Source organism: Dyella soli (genome assembly GCF_054482295.1).
Genome location: NZ_JBTFFU010000001.1, coordinates 1306865 through 1323695 on the forward strand (window position 1 = coordinate 1306865; position 16831 = coordinate 1323695).

Below are 16831 nucleotides of genomic sequence, written 5' to 3' on the forward strand. Positions count from 1 at the left end.
CTGGCACGTACGCGCACCGGTTGGCACACTGGCGCCCTTCTTTCGCTTGAATGCCGCCATGCCGCAGCCGTCCGCCAACCACCACGCCCTCGAACTCTCGCCCATCGTCGCCGGCCTGTGGCGCATCACCGACTGGAACCTCGGCGTGGCCGAACGCGTGCGCTGGATCGAACAAGCGCTGCAGCTTGGCATCACCTCGTTCGATCACGCGGACATCTACGGCGGCTATCGCGCCGAGGCCGCGTTCGGCGCGGCACTCAAGGCGGCGCCCTCGTTGCGCGAGCACATGCAACTGGTGACCAAGTGCGGCATTCGCCTGCGCTCGGCGGAACGCCCGTACCGGGTGAATCATTACGACACGTCCGCGGCCTATGTGCGCGCCCAGGTCGAGCAGTCGCTGCGCAACCTGCACACCGAACGCCTCGAACTGGTGCTGATCCACCGCCCCGACTACCTGATGGATGCAGCGGCGCTGGCCGAGACCTTCACCGCGCTCACCGCCGAAGGCAAGGTCGCGCACTGGGGCGTGTCCAACCACAGTGCCAGCCAGTTCGCCCTGCTGCACCAGCAGCATCGCTTGCTGACCAACCAGCTGGAGCTGTCACCGCTGCACCTGCACGCGCTGGACGACGGCACGCTGGACCAGGCGCAGCAACTGGGCCTGCGCCCGATGATCTGGTCGCCGCTGGCAGGTGGCCGCCTGTTCAACGGCGACGACGAACAGGCCGTGCGCGTGCGCGCCGAAATGACCACCATGGCCGCGCGTTACGGCATCAGCCTGACCACGCTGGCCTTCGCCTGGATCCTGCGCCATCCGTCGCGCCCGCATCCGATCACCGGCACGGGGCGCATCGAAGGCCTGCGCGATGCCGTCGCCGCGCTCCAGGTGTCGCTCGACGCCGAGGACTGGTACGCCATCTGGACCGCAGGCAAGGGGCATCCGGTGCCCTGAGGGGTCGCTAGCGGTTGCTCACGCCGTGCGGCACATGCCCGGTGGCCACGTGCTTGCGAGCCGATTCCACGTTGGCCGGTGAATCGTCGAAGAAGATGTCAGCGCCGAAGGCATCCAGGAATGGCCCCTTGTCGCGCCCGCCCAGGAACAGCGCCTCGTCGATGCGCACGCCCCAGCGGCGTAGGGTGAGGATCACGCGCTTGTGCGCCGGTGCGGAGCGTGCGGTCACCAGGGCGGTGCGGATCGGCGAATCTTCCGCCGGGAACGCGGCCTGCAGGCGATGCACGGCCGTGAGGAAACCGCGGAACGGCCCCACCGACAATGGCTCGGCGGCGAGTTCCTGTTCGCTGCGGTGGAATGCTTCGAGGCCTTCCTCGCGCGACACGCGCTCGCCCTCGTCGCCGAAGATCACGGCGTCGCCGTCGAAGGCGATGCGCAACTGCTCCGTGGCACGCGGTGGTGCCGTCGACGGCAGGATGGTGGCCGCAGCCACGCCGGCCGCCAGGGCGCGGCCCACGTCCTCGGCGTTGGCCGACAGGAACAGGTCGGCCTTGAACGGGCCGATGTAGTCGGAGGTGGGCGCGCCGCTGGTGAACGCCGCGCGGCTGATCTCCAGCCCGTAATGCTGGATGGCGTTGAAGATGCGCAAGCCGGTGTCGCCGGAATTGCGCGACAGCAGGATCACTTCCACCGGCGGCACGTCGCCGGCCAGCCGGTTGAGTCCCAGCAGCTTCTGCACCAGCGGAAACGCCACGCCCGGCTTGAGGATCTCGTTCTCGTGGTCGATCTGGAACGACCGATAGGCGTCCAGCCCGTCGCGCTCGAACAAAGCATGGCTGTCGCCCAGGTCGAACAGGGCACGCGAGGAAATGGCCACCACCAGGCGGTTGTCACCGGCGGCAGCGGGATCGTGGGCGTCTTCAGTGCGGCGGCTCATGGCGCTCAATCTAGCGCAAAAGGCGAGGATTGAGTGCCGGGGAGCGAGAAGCGAGAGAGAGAACACGTCCGGCGTTTTCTCTCGTTGCGCACCCCCCCCTGCACTCACTTCTGCCTTTCAATCCGGTGCGAACTGCTCGTCGAGGATGCGCTGTTCCAGATTGTGCTCGGGGTCGAACAACAGGCGCACGCCCTGCCCGGCCGACTGGCGGATCGCGACTTCGCGCACGTCGCGCACTTCATGGAAATCCGCGGTGGCACTGACCGGTCGCTTGCCCGGGTCGAGCACGCGCAACGTGACCAGGGTGCGGTGCGGCAGGATCGCGCCGCGCCAACGGCGCGGGCGGAATGGGCTGATCGGCGTCAACGCCAGCACATTGGCGTCAAGCGGCAGGATCGGACCGTGCGCCGACAGGTTGTACGCCGTGGAACCGGCCGGGGTGGACACCAGGATGCCATCGCAGACCAGGGTGGCCAGCTTCACCGTGTCGTTGAGCTTCACTTCGAGGTGGGCCGCCTGGTTGCTCTGGCGCAGCAGCGAAACCTCGTTGAACGCCAGCGCGTGATGGACCTGCCCATCAGCGTCGGTGGTGCGCATCTCCAGCGGATACAGCAGCGCCGCGTGGGCGCGCGTGATGCGGTCGTCCAGCTCATCCAGCCGGTACTTGTTCATCAAAAAGCCGACGCGGCCCAGTTTCATGCCATAGACCGGTGCCGGCAGGGCGCGATAGGTGTGCAGGGTGCGCAGCATGAAACCGTCGCCGCCGAGCGCGACGATCACATCGGACTGCTCGGGCGGCACATCGCCATAGCGATCGATGAACTTGCGCCGGGCCTGCTGGGCGACGTTGGTGTCACTGGCGACGAAGGCGAAGCGCATAGGCCGGACATCGATCAGGTGGCGAGACCCTCAGTTGAACTTAGATGGACGAAGGGCGCAAGACCGTTGCCGGTCCGCGCCCTTCTGCCTTGCCTTTGGTCGCCCGCGCCAACGTACCGGCGCGGGCGAGAGCCCTTACTGGTTCACCGGCACCTGCGCCAGCTGGGCCAGGCGACGGACCGCGACCGAGGCGATCGGGTAGTCCGCGTTCTGGGTGAGGATTTCCGCCAGCATGTTGCGCGTGTACTTGAGGGTGGCGTCGTCACGCTGCAGCCACGCCTGCACCGGCGAGATGTCCCTGGCGCCGCCGGTCAGCGTAAGCACCTGCAGGGCCAGCGCGCGATGCTGGTGGTTGAGCTCGTCCAGCAGCGAACCGCGCGCCTGCGCATGCCAGGCACCTTCGACCGGCAGGGCCTCGATCTGGCTGCGCAGCCATTCCAGGTCCAGCGCCTCGCCCAGTTCGTAGAACACGCCGGCTACCTTGTCGATGGCCTGGCCGCTCTGCTGGGCGACCTCGACGATGTCGAGCATCGCGCGCAGCTCAGGGATGCGCGCCAGGCGCAGTGACAGCTCCGAGGGCAGGCCCAGGCCTTCCCACTTTTCCTGGCTGGTGGCGAAGTCGGCCTTGCCCGTCTCGGTGAGCGCGGCCGGCAACGCGGCATGCAGCGCGGTCACGCCGCCCTGGTAGCGCTCGACGTTGGCGTTGATGTCCAGCGTGCCACCCGGGCGATTGAGCAGCCAGCGGGTCATGTGGCGCAGCAGCGACCAGATCTGCAGGATGGCGTCGATCTGCGTGTTCTCGGCCACCTTGCTGTCCAGCGCCTCGACCTCGGCCCACAGGTCACGGGCGCCGAGGATCTCGCGCGCCGCGGTATAGGCCTTGGCAATCGCCGCCGGACCCTGCCCGGTGTCTTCCTGCATGCGCATCATGAAGGTGGCGCCCATGCGGTTGATGGTGGAGTTGGTCACCGCGGTGGCGATGATCTCGCGCTTCAGGCGATGGCGCTGCATGTGCTCGGCGTACTTGTCGTGCAACGGCTCGGGGAAGTAGCGCACCAGTTCCTTGGACAGGTACGGATCTTCCGGCACGTCCGAGTCGAGCAGCTGCTGGTACAGCTTGATCTTGTCGTACGACAGCAGCACCGACAGTTCCGGACGCGTCATGCCGATGCCACGCGTCTTGCGCTCGATCAGCTCGGTTTCGCCCGGCAGGTTTTCCACCTGGCGGTCGAGCAGGCCTTCCGATTCCAGCATGCGGATGAAGTGCGCCATCGAGCCGATGCGCTGCACCGACTGGTGCTCCATCAGGGTGATGGCCTGGTTCTGGCGGTAGTTGTCCCACAGCACCAGCTGGCCGACCTCGTCGGTCATGCTGGCGAGCAGCGTGTTGCGCTGATCCGTGGTCAGCTCGTTGCGCTGCACCGCGTCGCCGAGCAGGATCTTGATGTTCACCTCATGGTCCGAGGTGTCCACGCCGGCGGAGTTGTCGATGAAGTCGGTGTTGAGCAGCACGCCGTGCTGGGCCGCCTCGATGCGGCCCTTCTGGGTGAAGCCCAGGTTGCCGCCCTCGCCCACCACCTTGCAGCGCAGCTCGCCGCCGTTGACGCGCAGCGCGTTGTTGGCGCGGTCGCCGACATCGGCATGCGTTTCGCTGCCGGCCTTGACGTAGGTGCCGATGCCGCCGTTCCACAGCAGGTCCACTGGCGCCTTGAGGATGGCGCTGAGCAGGTCGCTGGGCGCCAGCTGCGTCACCTCGGGCTTGAGGCCCAGCACCGCGCGCACTTCCGGCGAGACCGGGATCGACTTGAGGCTGCGCGGATACACGCCGCCACCGGCCGAGATCAGCGACTTGTCGTAATCGTCCCAGCTCGAACGCGGCAGCTTGAACATGCGCTCGCGCTCGGCGAACGAACGGGCGGTGTCCGGATTCGGATCGAGGAAGATGTGGCGGTGGTCGAACGCGGCCAGCAGGCGGATGTGGCGCGACAACAGCATGCCGTTGCCGAACACGTCGCCGGACATGTCGCCGATGCCGACGCAGCTGAAGTCCTGCGTCTGGCTGTCGCGGCCCAGCGCACGGAAGTGGCGCTTGACCGACTCCCACGCACCCTTGGCCGTGATGCCCATGCCCTTGTGGTCATAGCCATTGGAACCGCCGGAAGCGAACGCGTCGCCCAGCCAGAAGCCATGCTCGACCGAGATGGCATTGGCGATGTCGGAGAACGTCGCGGTGCCCTTGTCGGCAGCCACCACCAGGTACGGGTCGTCGTGGTCGTGGCGCACCACGTCGTGCGGCGGCACCACGTTGCCTTCGACCAGGTTGTCGGTGATGTCGAGCAGGCCGCTGATGAACATGCGATAGCAGGCGATGCCCTCGGCCAGCTGCGCGTCGCGGTCACCGTTCACCGGCGGACGCTTGACGAAGAAGCCGCCCTTCGAGCCCACCGGCACGATCACGGTGTTCTTCACCATCTGCGCCTTCACCAGGCCCAGCACTTCCGTGCGGAAATCCTCGCGACGGTCGGACCAGCGCAGGCCACCGCGCGCCACCGAGCCGAAGCGCAGGTGGATGCCTTCCACGCGCGGCGCGCTGACGAAGATCTCGCGGTACGGCACCGGCTTGGGCAGGTCGGGCACCCGGTGCGAATCGAACTTGTAGCTGATGTAGCTGCGGTAGGCGCCCTGCCACTGCTGGAAGAAGCTGGTACGCAGCGTGGAGCGCATCAGCGCCATGAAGCTGCGCAGGATGCGGTCGTCGTCCAGGCTGGAGACGGTTTCCAGCAGCGTGCCGATCGCCTCTTCCACCACCGCGACCTGCTCGTCGCGCGGCTTGGACAGCGCGGCCACGAGGCCGTCGATCAGGCCCGGATGCGCGGCGCGCACCGACTCGGGAATCAAGGCCTGCATCTCGCCGGTCAACGCGGCGCCGGCTTTCTTCAGCTCGTCGGCCGACAACATTTCGCGGCGCGGGTCGAACTTGGCCAGAAACAGCTCGACCAGCAGTCCGGCGATGGCCGGGTAGCGGTTGAAGGCGTCTTCCATGTAGCTCTGCGAGAACGCCACGCCGGTCTGCAGCAGGTATTTGCAGTAGCCGCGCAACATGGCGATCTGGCGCCAGTTGAGCTTGGCACCGAGCACCAGGCGGTTGAAGCCGTCGTTCTCGGCGTTGCCGCGCCAGATCTGCTCGAAGGCGTCTTCGAACAGCATGCCGACCTGTTCCACGCTGAAGGCGAGGCTGCCGGCGGTCTGCACCTCGAAGTCCTGGATGTACAGCATATGGCCGTCGACATGGATGTCGTAGAGGTGCTCCGTGAGCACGCGCAGGCCCAGGTTCTCCAGCTGCGGCAGCACCTCGGACAGGGCGATGTCACCGCCGCTGCGGTAAACCTTGAAACGCAGCTCGTCCGGGCGGGCAGCCGGGTGATAGAACGACATGCGCACTGCATCGTCGCCCTTCAGCAACGACAACTGGCGCACGTCCTCGGCCGCGGCAGCCGGCGCCACGTCTTCCACGTAGCCGGCGGGCATGGCCTTGGCATAGCGATTGGCCAGCACCACGCCATCGTGGTCGCCCAGCTTGGCCACCAGCGCGTCGCGCAGGTCGTCCTGCCAGTTGCGCACGATGGCGGCCACGCCCTTCTCGAGTTCGGCCACGTCGTACTGCACGCGATCGCCGATCTTCGGACGCACGACCACGTGCAGCCGGACCAGTGCCGCCTCGCCCATCAGCACGGACGAGTCGAGGTGCTCGCCGCGCATGGCGTCGCGCAGCAGGGCCTCGATGCGCTCGCGCACCGAGGTGTTGAAGCGGTCGCGCGGCACGAACACCGTGCACGTGACGAAGCGGCCGTAGCGGTCGCGGCGGATAAACAGGCGCGTGCGGGCACGCTGGCGCAGTTCGAGCACGCCCATCGCGATGCTGTACAGCTCATCCTCGCTGGCCTGGAACAACTCGTCGCGCGGCAGGATCTCGAGGATGTGGCGCAGCGCCTTGCCCGAGTGCGAATCGCGCTTGAGGCCGGAGCGATCCATCACGTACTCGAACTTCTGCCGCACCAGCGGCACGTTCTGCGGCCGCGACATGTAGGCGCTGGAGGTGAACAGGCCGAGGAAGCGCTGTTCGGCGGTCGGCTTGCCGTTGGCGTCGAACTTGAGCACGCCCACGTAATCCATGTATCCGTGGCGATGCGCGTGCGAACGCGCGTTCGTCTTGGTCAGGATGATGGCGTCGGTGGAACCCGACTGGGGCAGCTCGCTCGCCACCATGGTGCGCAGCGAACGCGGCGCCAGCGAACGCTCGCTCTTGTGCAGGATGCCCATGCCCGAGCTTTCATCGGCGCGCAGCACTTCCTCGCCGTCGGCTTCGGCCACTTCGTATTCGCGATAGCCGAGGAAGGTGAAATTGTCGTCGGCCAGCCAACGCAGGAACTCCGAAGCCTCCTTCACCGCGGCGGCATCCAGCGGCAGCTGGCGCGACGGCAGCTCGTCGGCGATGGTCAGCGCCTTGTCGCGCATCTTCATCCAGTCGCTGACGGCGATGCGCACGTCTTCCAGCGCGCCCTCGAGCCTGGCCTTGAGCGCTGCCAGTTCGGCGTCGCCGGCCACGCGATCGACCTCGAAGTGCATGACCGATTCGGGCTGGCCACCTTCGGTGCCCAGCTTGACCAGCTGGCCCGCCGTGTCACGCGTCACTTCGACCACCGGGTGGATCACGGCGTGGATCTGCAGGTGTTCGGCCGCGACCATGGTGACGGTGTCGACCAGGAACGGCATGTCGTCCGTCATGACCTGGATGTAGCTGCGACCCGCGTGGCCACCCTCTGGGTTCATCACGCGCACCGTGGCGCGACCCGGCTGGCGCCGCTGCATGTACTGCAGCAGGCCGGCGATCAGCGCGGCCCATTCAGGAACGGTGTGCAGCTCCAGGTCGCCATCCGCGATGCGCGCGAAGAAAGCGTTGATAAAAAATTGCGCCTCATCAAGGCGCTGGGTGGGAAATCCGCTTTGCTTCAGTTCTTCGAAAACAACAGAGGGGAAGGAGCTGTTGCTAGTCGCACGAATCGCGTTCATGGCATCTACTATTCAGTGGAGACGGAATGAGGCAAAAAAAGCTCTAAAAGGATACGCCTCGCGTCATGCCATATCCACCGCCCCGACCCGATGCCTTCAGCTGCAAGCAGGTCATAACGCCGGTGCAGCAAGACACGCTGGTGACTCCGGCGATGCACATCGAAGCGACGTCGAAGCATGCGCGCCGTGCATGCCACGCGAGGAAAATCCCATTGCGGCCACGCGTTGCCTTGATCAACGCGGTCGAGCCCGATGACGACGCGGCAGCAATACCTGCGCGTATGTCACGACCGTGAGGCGGGAGCATCGTTGCGGCGCAACAACCGTCGTCGATCGGCGCGCGTGGCCGACAACAGGGCGGCCCTCGACCACCGCCGGCGCCGGCATAGAGGACCACTGGCACAGGCCGGTCTGCCCCGGGGGTGCCAAAATCCGAATCGCTATCGGTCCATGCCCCAATGATCACCGACACCCGTCCTTCACAGATGTAAGTCAAAATTGACATCCCAGGGTCAAAACGGAGCCCGGGAGCGCCTTCCACCCCAGGGCGCACCGAACGTGGGCCCGGTCCCTGGCCGCTTGTGCAGTCCTTGCGAGGCAAGTCAACGGCTCAACAAATTTTAAACTGTACGGTATAGTCCACGCTTGTCTGTAGTTGGATGAGCCCTGACAGCCCGCCTCTCCTCCCCCTCCCCCGGGACCCGAGAGCACGCGGGACAACGTGGTGCTCGACCTTGGTTCGACCCCTCGTCGCCGCCCGGACAGGCATCGACGCGCTGTATTCCCCGACCACATCAATAAAGAATGGAGTCCACATGAAGTCCACGTCATTGCGCACACTCCTGTTGTGCCTTGGCCTGCTCTCACTGGCCGCCTGCAGCAAGGGCAAGGAGCAAGGCCAGCAGCAAATGCCGCCGCAGGAAGTCGGCGTGATCAGGGCACAGCCGCAGAGCACGCCGCTGACCAAGGACTTGGTGGGTCGCTTGTCGGCCTTTCGCAGCGCCGACGTGCGCGCCCGTGTGTCGGGCGTGCTGCTCAAGCGGGTCTACCAGGAAGGCACCGACGTCAAGCAGGGCCAGGTGCTGTTCGAAATCGACCCCGCCGTGTACCAGGCGACGCTCAACTCCAACCAGGCCAACCTCGCCTCGGCGCAGGCCGCCTACGTGAACTTCCACAAGACCGCCGAGCGATTCCGCCAGCTGCGGCCGCAGGGCTATGTCTCGCAGTCCGACCTGGACACCGCCGAGGCCAACGAGCGCACCAGCTCGGCCTCGGTGCGGCAGGCGCAGGCCGCGGTGGAAAGCGCCCGCATCAACCTGGGCTTCACCCGCGTGACCTCGCCGATCGACGGCCGCGCCGGCCAGCAGCAGCTGACCGAGGGCGCCATCGTCGGCAACGGCAATGCGGATACCGGCGCCAGTTCGACCCTGCTGACCACGGTCGACCAGCTCGATCCGCTGTACGTCAACTTCACCGTCAGCTCCGCCGACCTCGACCGCCTGCGGGCCGCGCAGACGGCGGGCAAGATCGTGCTGTCCGAGCAGAACAAGACCACCTTGCAGGTGACCTTGCCGGACGGCAGCAAGTACGACCAGCCCGGCGCGCTGGATTTCTCCGGCGCCACCGTGGATCCGACCACCGGGGCGGTGAACCTGCGCGCGCGGCTGCCCAATCCGCAGCACCGACTGCTGCCGGGCACCTACGTCACCATCACCGCCAACCTCGGCGAGCAGCAGGGCGTGTTCCTGATTCCGCAGCAGGGCATCCTGCGCGATGTCGCGGGCGCGTACGCGCTGGTCGTCGGCCAGGACGGCAAGGTCGCCCGCAAGAACGTCACTGCCGACAACATGCACGCCAGCAGCTGGATCGTCACCAGCGGCCTGACGGCCGGCGATCAGGTCATCGTCTCGGGCCTGCAGGCGGTGCAGCCTGGCGCACCCGCCAAGGCGACCCCGTGGCAGCCGGACCAGAAGGCCGGTGACCAGGGCCAGCAGGCATCGGCCGGTAACACCAAGCCTGCCGCCGGCAAGCAGTAAGGGAGCCGACCGACATGCCGAGTTTCTTTATTGACCGCCCGATTTTCGCCTGGGTGGTCGCCATCCTGATCAGCCTGGTCGGCATCATCTCGGTGCTGAACATGGGCATCGAGTCGTACCCCAATATCGCCCCGCCACAGGTGGTGGTGTCGGCGACCTACCCCGGCGCCAACGCCGACACCATGGAGAAGAACGTCACCCAGGTGATCGAGCAGCAGCTCACCGGCATCGACCACCTGCTGTACTTCAGTTCGTCGTCCAGCGCCAACGGCTCCTCCACCATCACCCTCACCTTCGAGACCGGCACCAACCCGGACATCGCCCAGGTGCAGGTGCAGAACAAGGTGCAGCTGGCCCAGCCGCGCCTGCCTACCGCAGTGACCCAGCAGGGCGTGGTGGTGGCCAAGAGCAACCCCGACTTCCTGATGTTCGTGTCGCTGGTGTCGACCAACCCGCAGATCGACGGCGGCCGCCTGGCCGACATCATCGCCTCGCAGGTCGCAGACCAGGTCGGCCGTATTCCCGGCGTGGGCAGCACGCGACTGATCGGCGCCGAGTACGCGGTGCGCGTCTGGATCAACCCGGACAAGCTGCAGGGTTATGGCTTGTCGGCCACCTCTGTGTTTTCCGCGGTGGCCACGCAGAACGTGCAGTTTGCCGCCGGCTCGCTCGGCGCCGATCCGTCGCCGACCGACCAGGGTTTCACCGCCACCGTGTCCGCCGAAGGCCGTTTCTCCTCGCCCGAGGAATTCGGCAACATCATCCTGCGCGCCAACAGCGACGGCACCGTGGTGAAGCTCAGCGATGTGGCCCGCATCACCTTCGGTCCGCAGAGTTACGGCCTGGCCGCGACCTGGAATGGCCAGCAGGTCGGTGGCCTGGGCGTGCAGTTGCTGCCGGGCGCCAACGCGCTGGACGTTGCCGACGCCGTGAAGGCCAAGATGGCCGAGCTGGCCAAGGACTTCCCGGAGGGCGTGACCTGGTTTGCTCCGTACGACACCACGCCGTTCGTGAAGATCTCGATCGAGGAAGTGGTGCACACGCTGGTGGAGGCCGTGATCCTGGTCTTCCTGGTGATGCTGATCTTCCTGCAGAACTTCCGCGCCACCATCATCCCCACCCTGGTGATTCCGGTCGCCCTGCTCGGCACCTTCATCGGCCTGGTCGGCCTGGGCTTCACCATCAACCAGCTGACCCTGTTCGGCATGGTGCTGGCCATCGGCATCGTGGTGGACGACGCGATCGTGGTGATCGAGAACGTCGAACGCATCATGACCGAGGAAGGCCTGTCGCCGAAGGAAGCCACCCGCAAGGCGATGGGCCAGATCACCGGCGCGGTGGTCGCCATCACCGTGGTGCTGGCGGCGGTGTTCGTGCCGTCGGCGCTGCAGCCTGGCGCGTCGGGCGTGATCTACAAGCAGTTCGCGCTGACCATCGCGGTGTCGATGGGCTTTTCGGCGTTCCTTGCGCTGTCGTTCACGCCGGCGCTGTGCGCCACCATCCTCAAGCCGACGCACGAGCACAAGAAGAACATCATCTACCGCTCGTTCAACCGCGTGTTCGACTGGGTGACGCATACCTACAGCGGGCACATCGGCAGCGCGGCACGCCACGCGCCGCGCTGGATGATGGTGTTTGCCCTGGTCGCTGCACTGGCCGGCCTGCTCTACACGCGGCTGCCGACCAGCTTCGTGCCCAGCGAGGACCAGGGCTTCGCCCTGGCCATCGTGAACCTGCCACCGGGCGCCACCCTGCATCGCACGCAGGAAGTGATGACCGAGATGCGCGAGCGCTTCAAGCAGAGTCCGCTCAACGATGACATCGTCGGCATCTACCAGATCAGCGGCTTCAGCTTCATCGGTTCCAGCGAAAGCACGGGCATGGCCTTCATCAAGCTCAAGGACTGGAAGGAACGCGCCATCACCGCCGACGAGCTGATCATGCAGGCGAACGGGCTGCTGCACGGGATCCGCGATGCGCAGATCTTCGTGGTGAACCTGCCGACGATCCGCGGCCTCAGCCAGTTCGGCGGCATCGACATGTACCTGCAGGCCCGCGCCGGCCAGTCGCACGAGGAACTGATGCAGGCGATGGGCATGACGATCGGCAAGGCCAAGGACAACCACGCGCTGTTCGGCGTGCGTCCCAACTCGCTGCCCGACGCCCCGCAGTGGAACCTGAAGGTGGACCGCGTGCAGGCCCAGTCGATGGGCCTCTCGGTCAGCGACGTGTATACGGCCATCCAGCTGACGCTGGCGCCGGTCTACGTCAACGACTTTGTCTACGGCGGCCGCGTGAAGCGCGTCTACCTGCAGGCCGACCAGCCCTACCGCATGGGCCCCGAAGCGCTGCAGCACGTCTACACGCCGAGCAGCCTGTCGAGTGGTTCCAGCAGTGCATCCACCATCAACCCGTACAACATGATCCCGCTCTCCAGCGTGGTGACCAGCAAGTGGAATACGGGCTCCCCTGCGCTGACCCGCTACAACGGCTACGCGGCAGTGGAAATCGTGGGCAACGAGGCGCCCGGTTACTCGACCGGCCAGGCCATGTCAGCCCTGCAGGGCATCGTCGACCACGACCTGCCCAAGGGTTTCGGCGCTGACTGGACCGGCCAGTCGTACCAGGAAATCCTGGCGGGCAACTCGGCCACGCTGCTGATGGTGCTGTCGATCCTGATCGTGTTCCTGTGCCTTGCCGCACTGTACGAGAGCTGGTCGATCCCGGTCGCCGTGCTGCTGGTGGTTCCGCTCGGCCTGCTGGGCACCGTCGTGTTCTCGATGCTGCGCGGCCTGCCGAACGACATGTACTTCAAGATCGGCCTGATCACGGTGATCGGCCTGGCGGCGAAGAACGCGATCCTGATCGTGGAGTTCGCAGTGGAGCACCAGCAACAGGGCCACCCTCTGTTCGAATCGGTGGTCACCGCTTCCCGCCAGCGACTGCGCCCGATCCTGATGACCTCGATGGCCTTCATCCTGGGCGTGTTCCCGCTGGCGATCTCCACCGGCGCCGGCGCCAACTCCCGCCACTCCATCGGTACCGGCGTGATTGGCGGCATGCTGTTCGCCACCTTCCTGGGCCTGTTGCTGATCCCGGTGTTCTACGTGACGGTGCGCCGCCTGCTGGGCGACAAGCTGGACGAGACGTCGCACAAGATTCGCCAGGCCCACGGCGGCATCGCGACCGACAACCCGGGCGGCAACCCGCCGGAAGCGGGGGCGCCGGGCAACATGCAGCCGTTCGACTCCGACCCGCGTCGCGGCTCGTAACCGAGCCCGCCTCGCCGTCGCAAAACAAAAAGCCCCGGTCGCGAGACCGGGGTTTTTTCATCTCCGCTGGCGCGACCTCCGTCGTCGCCGGGTGGCCTTGCCCGGTCGCGCTCAGGCGACCGGGCATGCGGGCTCAGCGCAGGCCGGTTTCGGCACGCGCGATCACGATGCGCTGGATCTCGCTGGTGCCTTCGTAGATCTCGGTGATCTTGGCGTCGCGGAAGTAGCGCTCCAGCGGCATCTCCCTGGAGTAACCCATGCCGCCGTGGATCTGTACGGCCTGGTGCGAGATCCACATGGCGGCTTCCGACGCCGTCAGCTTGGCCATGGAAGCCTCGGTGCCGAAACGACCTCCGTGCTTCTCCACCTCACCCTTGGTCCAGGCCGCGCGCAGCGTCAGCAGCATCGCGGCGTCGAGCTTGCACTTCATGTCCGCGATTTTCGCCTGGGTCATCTGGAACGTGCCGATCGGCTGGCCGAAGGCCTTGCGGTCGCGGGACCACTGCACCGAAGCCTCGTAGGCGGCGCGCGCAATGCCCACGGCCTGCGAGGCAATGCCGATGCGACCCGCGTCGAGCAGGCTCATGCCCATCGCAAAGCCCTTGCCTTCCTCACCCAGCAGGTTTTCCTTCGGGCACACGTAGTCGGTGAATTCGATTTCGCAGGTGGCCGATGCGCGAATGCCCAGCTTGGGCTCGCTCTTGCCGGCGTGGAAGCCCGGCAACTGCGTGTCGATGACGAAGGCGGACACGCCCTTGGCACCGATGCCCGGCGTGGTGATGGCAAACAGGATGATGTAGCGCGCGACCATGCCGGAGGTGATCCAGCTCTTCTTGCCGTTGATCACCCAGTCGCCGTTGGCGTTCCGGGTCGCACGGGTATGCATGGCCGAGGCGTCGGAGCCGGACTGCGGCTCGGTCAGCGCATACGCGCCGATCGCCTCGCCCTGTGCGATCGCGCGCACGAACTTCTGCTTCTGCTCTTCCGTGCCGTGCTTGAGGATGCCGGTGCAGAACAACGAATTGTTGACCGACATGATGGTCGCGGTGGCGGCATCGGCCGCGGCGATCTCGATCATCGCCAGCACATAGGCAATCGGGTCCATGCCCGCGCCGCCATACTCGGTCGGCACCTCGACACCCATCAGGCCCAGCTGGCCCATCTCGCGGATGTTGTCCAGCGGGAACTCCCCCTTCTCATCCAGCTCGGCTGCCACGGGCGCGATGCGCTTCTGCGCAAAATCGCGGGCAATGGCCTGAATCGACAGCTGGTCTTCGGTAAAGCGGAAATCCATGACGGCTCCAAGGGGGAGGAGGAAGCCGGCTATTTTAGCCCGGCGCGCGTGTCCGCCGGTGTGCGGGCGCAGCAAAGGCCAGGCGCGAGGCGTGAGGCGTGAGGGGCGAGGTGTGAGAGACGGCTCGACCTGACTTCTCACGCCTCACCCCTACATTCCTCGTAACTTGACGTTGCCTGAGGGTAGGCCTAGCCTTATGCATCTCTATATCGCGATATAAGGATGCACGATGGATCTGGCCACCGCCTCCAGCGTACTGCGACTGTTGGCGGACCCCACACGCGTGCGTCTGCTGGCGCTGCTCGAACGCGAAGAGCTCACCGTGGCCGAACTGGCCGCCGTGCTGCATCTGGCGCAGCCGCGCGTATCCACCCATCTGGCCAAGCTCAAGGAAGCCGAACTGGTGCGCGATCGTCGCGCCGGCGTTTCCGCCTATTACCGCGCCAACAATGAATCGGACGACCACCAGCAGACCCTGCTCAGGTCCCTGCGCGACAGCATCGATGACGCCCTGCTGCGCGAAGACGCCGCCCGCCTGCCCGGCGTGCTGGCCCAGCGCGCCCGCGAGGAAGGCTGGGCCGACACCGTGGCCGGCGACATGGAGCGCCACTACTCGCCCGGCCGCACCTGGGAGACGCTCGCCCGCTCGCTGTTGCAGCTGCTGGAGACCGGCGACGTGCTGGACATCGCCTCCGGTGACGGCATCACCGCCGAACTGCTGGCCCCGCATGCGCGTTCGATCGTCTGCGTGGACAGCAGCGAACGCGTGGTGGAAGCCGCCGCGCAACGCCTCCGGCCGTTTGCGAACGTGGATGTGCGCCAGGGCGACATGCACGCGCTCGATCTCGGCGACCGCCGCTTCGACCTTGTGCTGATGCTGCACGCCCTCACCTATGCCGAGCACCCCGCCAAGGCCGTGGCGCAGGCGGCGAGCCTGCTGCGCAGCGGCGGCCGCCTTCTCGCCGTGACGCTGGGCAAGCACGACCACCGCGCCGTGGTGGAACCGTTCGACCACCGCAACCTCGGCTTCTCGTCCGATCAGCTGGACGGCTTCGCCAAGGCGGCCGGGCTGGACGTGATGAGCTGTACCCGGCTCAGCCGCGAGCGCAAGGCACCCCACTTCGAAGTGATCAGCCTGCTCGCCCGCAAGCCCTGAAGGAGACTTTCCCCATGAGCACGCTCCCCTGGCTGCATCCCGAACGCGTCGCCCTATTGGAGCGGCTGCTGCGCGAACGCATCCTCATCATCGACGGCGGCATGGGCACCATGCTGCAAGGCCACCAGCTGGATGAAACGGCGTTCCGCGGCGACCGCTTCGTGGACGGCCACGACAGCTCGCATGCGCACGACCATCCGGGAAGCTGCGATCTCAAGGGCAACAACGACCTGCTCACGCTGACCAATCCGGAGATCATCCGCGGCGTGCACGAGGCTTATCTCGAGGCCGGCGCCGACCTGGTGGAAACCAACACCTTCAATTCCACCCGCATCAGCCAGGCCGACTACCACCTTGAACACCTCGCCTACGAGCTGAACCGCGAAGGCGCCCGCCTGGCGCGCGTCGCCTGCGACGCGATGGAAGCGAAAACGCCAGGGCGACCACGCTTCGTCATCGGCGTGCTGGGGCCGACCAGCCGCACCGCGTCGCTGTCGCCGGACGTCAACGACCCTGGCTTCCGCAACGTCACGTTCGAGGAACTGGTCAGCAACTACACCGAAGCGGCGAGCGGCCTGATCGATGGCGGGGCCGACCTGATCATGGTCGAGACCATCTTCGACACGCTCAATGCCAAGGCCGCGCTGTTCGCGCTGAGCGAACTGTTCCACCAGCGCGGCGCGCGCCTGCCGGTGATGATCTCCGGCACCATCACCGACCGCTCCGGCCGCACGCTCTCGGGCCAGACGGCCGAGGCGTTCTACTACTCGGTGCGGCATGCGCGGCCGATCTCGGTGGGCCTCAATTGCGCGCTGGGCGCGGCGGACCTGCGTCCGCATGTGCAGGTACTGGCCAACACGGCCAACTGCTTCGTCAGCACGCATCCCAATGCGGGCTTGCCCAATGCGTTCGGCGAGTACGACGAAACCCCCGAGCAGATGGCCTCGGTGATCGGCGGCTTTGCCCGCGACGGCCTGCTGAACCTCGTCGGCGGCTGCTGCGGAACCACGCCGGCGCATATCAAGGCCATCGCCGAAGCGGTAAACCATATCGCGCCACGCGCACTTCCTTCGGTATCGCAGGAGGCTGCGTAGTGCGCCCTCTCCCCGCCGGGCGACCCGAAGCTAGCCCCCTTGTGGGAGAGATGGCTGGGCTGAGGGGCCAGGCTGGCCCCACGCTCGCGCTTTTGGACGCCATCGCAAGCCCCGCCTCCTCACCTCAATCCTCTCCCCTGT

At 66.4% G+C, this 16831-nt stretch carries 9 protein-coding genes; 5 read left to right on the forward strand and 4 right to left on the reverse strand.

Annotated features, from left to right (window positions below):
• Positions 1-58: 58 nt before the first annotated feature.
• Positions 59-952, forward strand: a complete 894-nt coding sequence (locus tag ACXU4B_RS06015; RefSeq protein WP_131408668.1) for an aldo/keto reductase — start codon at positions 59-61, stop codon at positions 950-952.
• Between the two features lie 7 nt (positions 953-959).
• On the opposite strand, the gene ACXU4B_RS06020 is transcribed toward ACXU4B_RS06015, so the two are convergent.
• The 3 genes from ACXU4B_RS06020 to ACXU4B_RS06030 form a co-directional block, all read right to left on the reverse strand.
• A complete protein-coding gene (locus ACXU4B_RS06020; RefSeq protein WP_131408670.1) occupies positions 960-1889 on the reverse strand; it encodes a 5'-nucleotidase in 930 nt (309 codons plus the stop codon).
• Positions 1890-2006: 117 nt separating this feature from the next.
• On the reverse strand, positions 2007-2768 hold the full coding sequence (locus ACXU4B_RS06025) for an NAD kinase (RefSeq protein ID WP_131408672.1): 762 nt from the start codon (positions 2766-2768) through the stop codon (positions 2007-2009).
• Between the two features lie 135 nt (positions 2769-2903).
• Entirely contained in the window at positions 2904-7838 is a 4935-nt protein-coding gene (locus tag ACXU4B_RS06030; RefSeq protein WP_131408674.1) for an NAD-glutamate dehydrogenase, read from the reverse strand.
• Between the two features lie 815 nt (positions 7839-8653).
• On the opposite strand from ACXU4B_RS06030, the gene ACXU4B_RS06035 reads away from it, so the two are divergent.
• Positions 8654-9874 carry an efflux RND transporter periplasmic adaptor subunit gene (locus ACXU4B_RS06035; protein ID WP_131408676.1) on the forward strand — a complete coding sequence of 407 codons (1221 nt, stop codon included), beginning with the start codon at positions 8654-8656 and terminating at the stop codon, positions 9872-9874.
• Positions 9875-9888: 14 nt separating this feature from the next.
• Positions 9889-13146, forward strand: coding sequence for an efflux RND transporter permease subunit (locus tag ACXU4B_RS06040; protein ID WP_131408678.1), 3258 nt, complete (start codon positions 9889-9891; stop codon positions 13144-13146).
• A gap of 133 nt (positions 13147-13279) precedes the next feature.
• Here the strand turns inward: ACXU4B_RS06040 and ACXU4B_RS06045 are convergent, their stop codons facing one another.
• Positions 13280-14440, reverse strand: a complete 1161-nt coding sequence (locus tag ACXU4B_RS06045) for an acyl-CoA dehydrogenase family protein (RefSeq protein ID WP_131408680.1) — start codon at positions 14438-14440, stop codon at positions 13280-13282.
• 229 nt (positions 14441-14669) lie between these two features.
• On the opposite strand from ACXU4B_RS06045, the gene ACXU4B_RS06050 reads away from it, so the two are divergent.
• Together ACXU4B_RS06050 and ACXU4B_RS06055 are read left to right on the forward strand one after the other, a co-directional pair.
• A complete protein-coding gene (locus tag ACXU4B_RS06050; RefSeq protein ID WP_131408682.1) occupies positions 14670-15596 on the forward strand; it encodes an ArsR/SmtB family transcription factor in 927 nt (308 codons plus the stop codon).
• Between the two features lie 14 nt (positions 15597-15610).
• Positions 15611-16690, forward strand: a complete 1080-nt coding sequence (locus ACXU4B_RS06055) for a homocysteine S-methyltransferase family protein (protein WP_131408684.1) — start codon at positions 15611-15613, stop codon at positions 16688-16690.
• The last annotated feature ends 141 nt before the right edge of the window (positions 16691-16831 follow it).

What these genes read in the sequence shown, in the direction of transcription:
- ACXU4B_RS06015 (WP_131408668.1), top strand. Translation starts at nt 59, where the DNA reads ATGCCGCAGCCGTCCGCCAACCACCACGCCCTCGAACTCTCGCCCATC.
- ACXU4B_RS06020 (WP_131408670.1), bottom strand. Translation starts at nt 1,889, where the DNA reads ATGAGCCGCCGCACTGAAGACGCCCACGATCCCGCTGCCGCCGGTGAC.
- ACXU4B_RS06025 (WP_131408672.1), bottom strand. Translation starts at nt 2,768, where the DNA reads ATGCGCTTCGCCTTCGTCGCCAGTGACACCAACGTCGCCCAGCAGGCC.
- ACXU4B_RS06030 (WP_131408674.1), bottom strand. Translation starts at nt 7,838, where the DNA reads ATGAACGCGATTCGTGCGACTAGCAACAGCTCCTTCCCCTCTGTTGTT.
- ACXU4B_RS06035 (WP_131408676.1), top strand. Translation starts at nt 8,654, where the DNA reads ATGAAGTCCACGTCATTGCGCACACTCCTGTTGTGCCTTGGCCTGCTC.
- ACXU4B_RS06040 (WP_131408678.1), top strand. Translation starts at nt 9,889, where the DNA reads ATGCCGAGTTTCTTTATTGACCGCCCGATTTTCGCCTGGGTGGTCGCC.
- ACXU4B_RS06045 (WP_131408680.1), bottom strand. Translation starts at nt 14,440, where the DNA reads ATGGATTTCCGCTTTACCGAAGACCAGCTGTCGATTCAGGCCATTGCC.
- ACXU4B_RS06050 (WP_131408682.1), top strand. Translation starts at nt 14,670, where the DNA reads ATGGATCTGGCCACCGCCTCCAGCGTACTGCGACTGTTGGCGGACCCC.
- ACXU4B_RS06055 (WP_131408684.1), top strand. Translation starts at nt 15,611, where the DNA reads ATGAGCACGCTCCCCTGGCTGCATCCCGAACGCGTCGCCCTATTGGAG.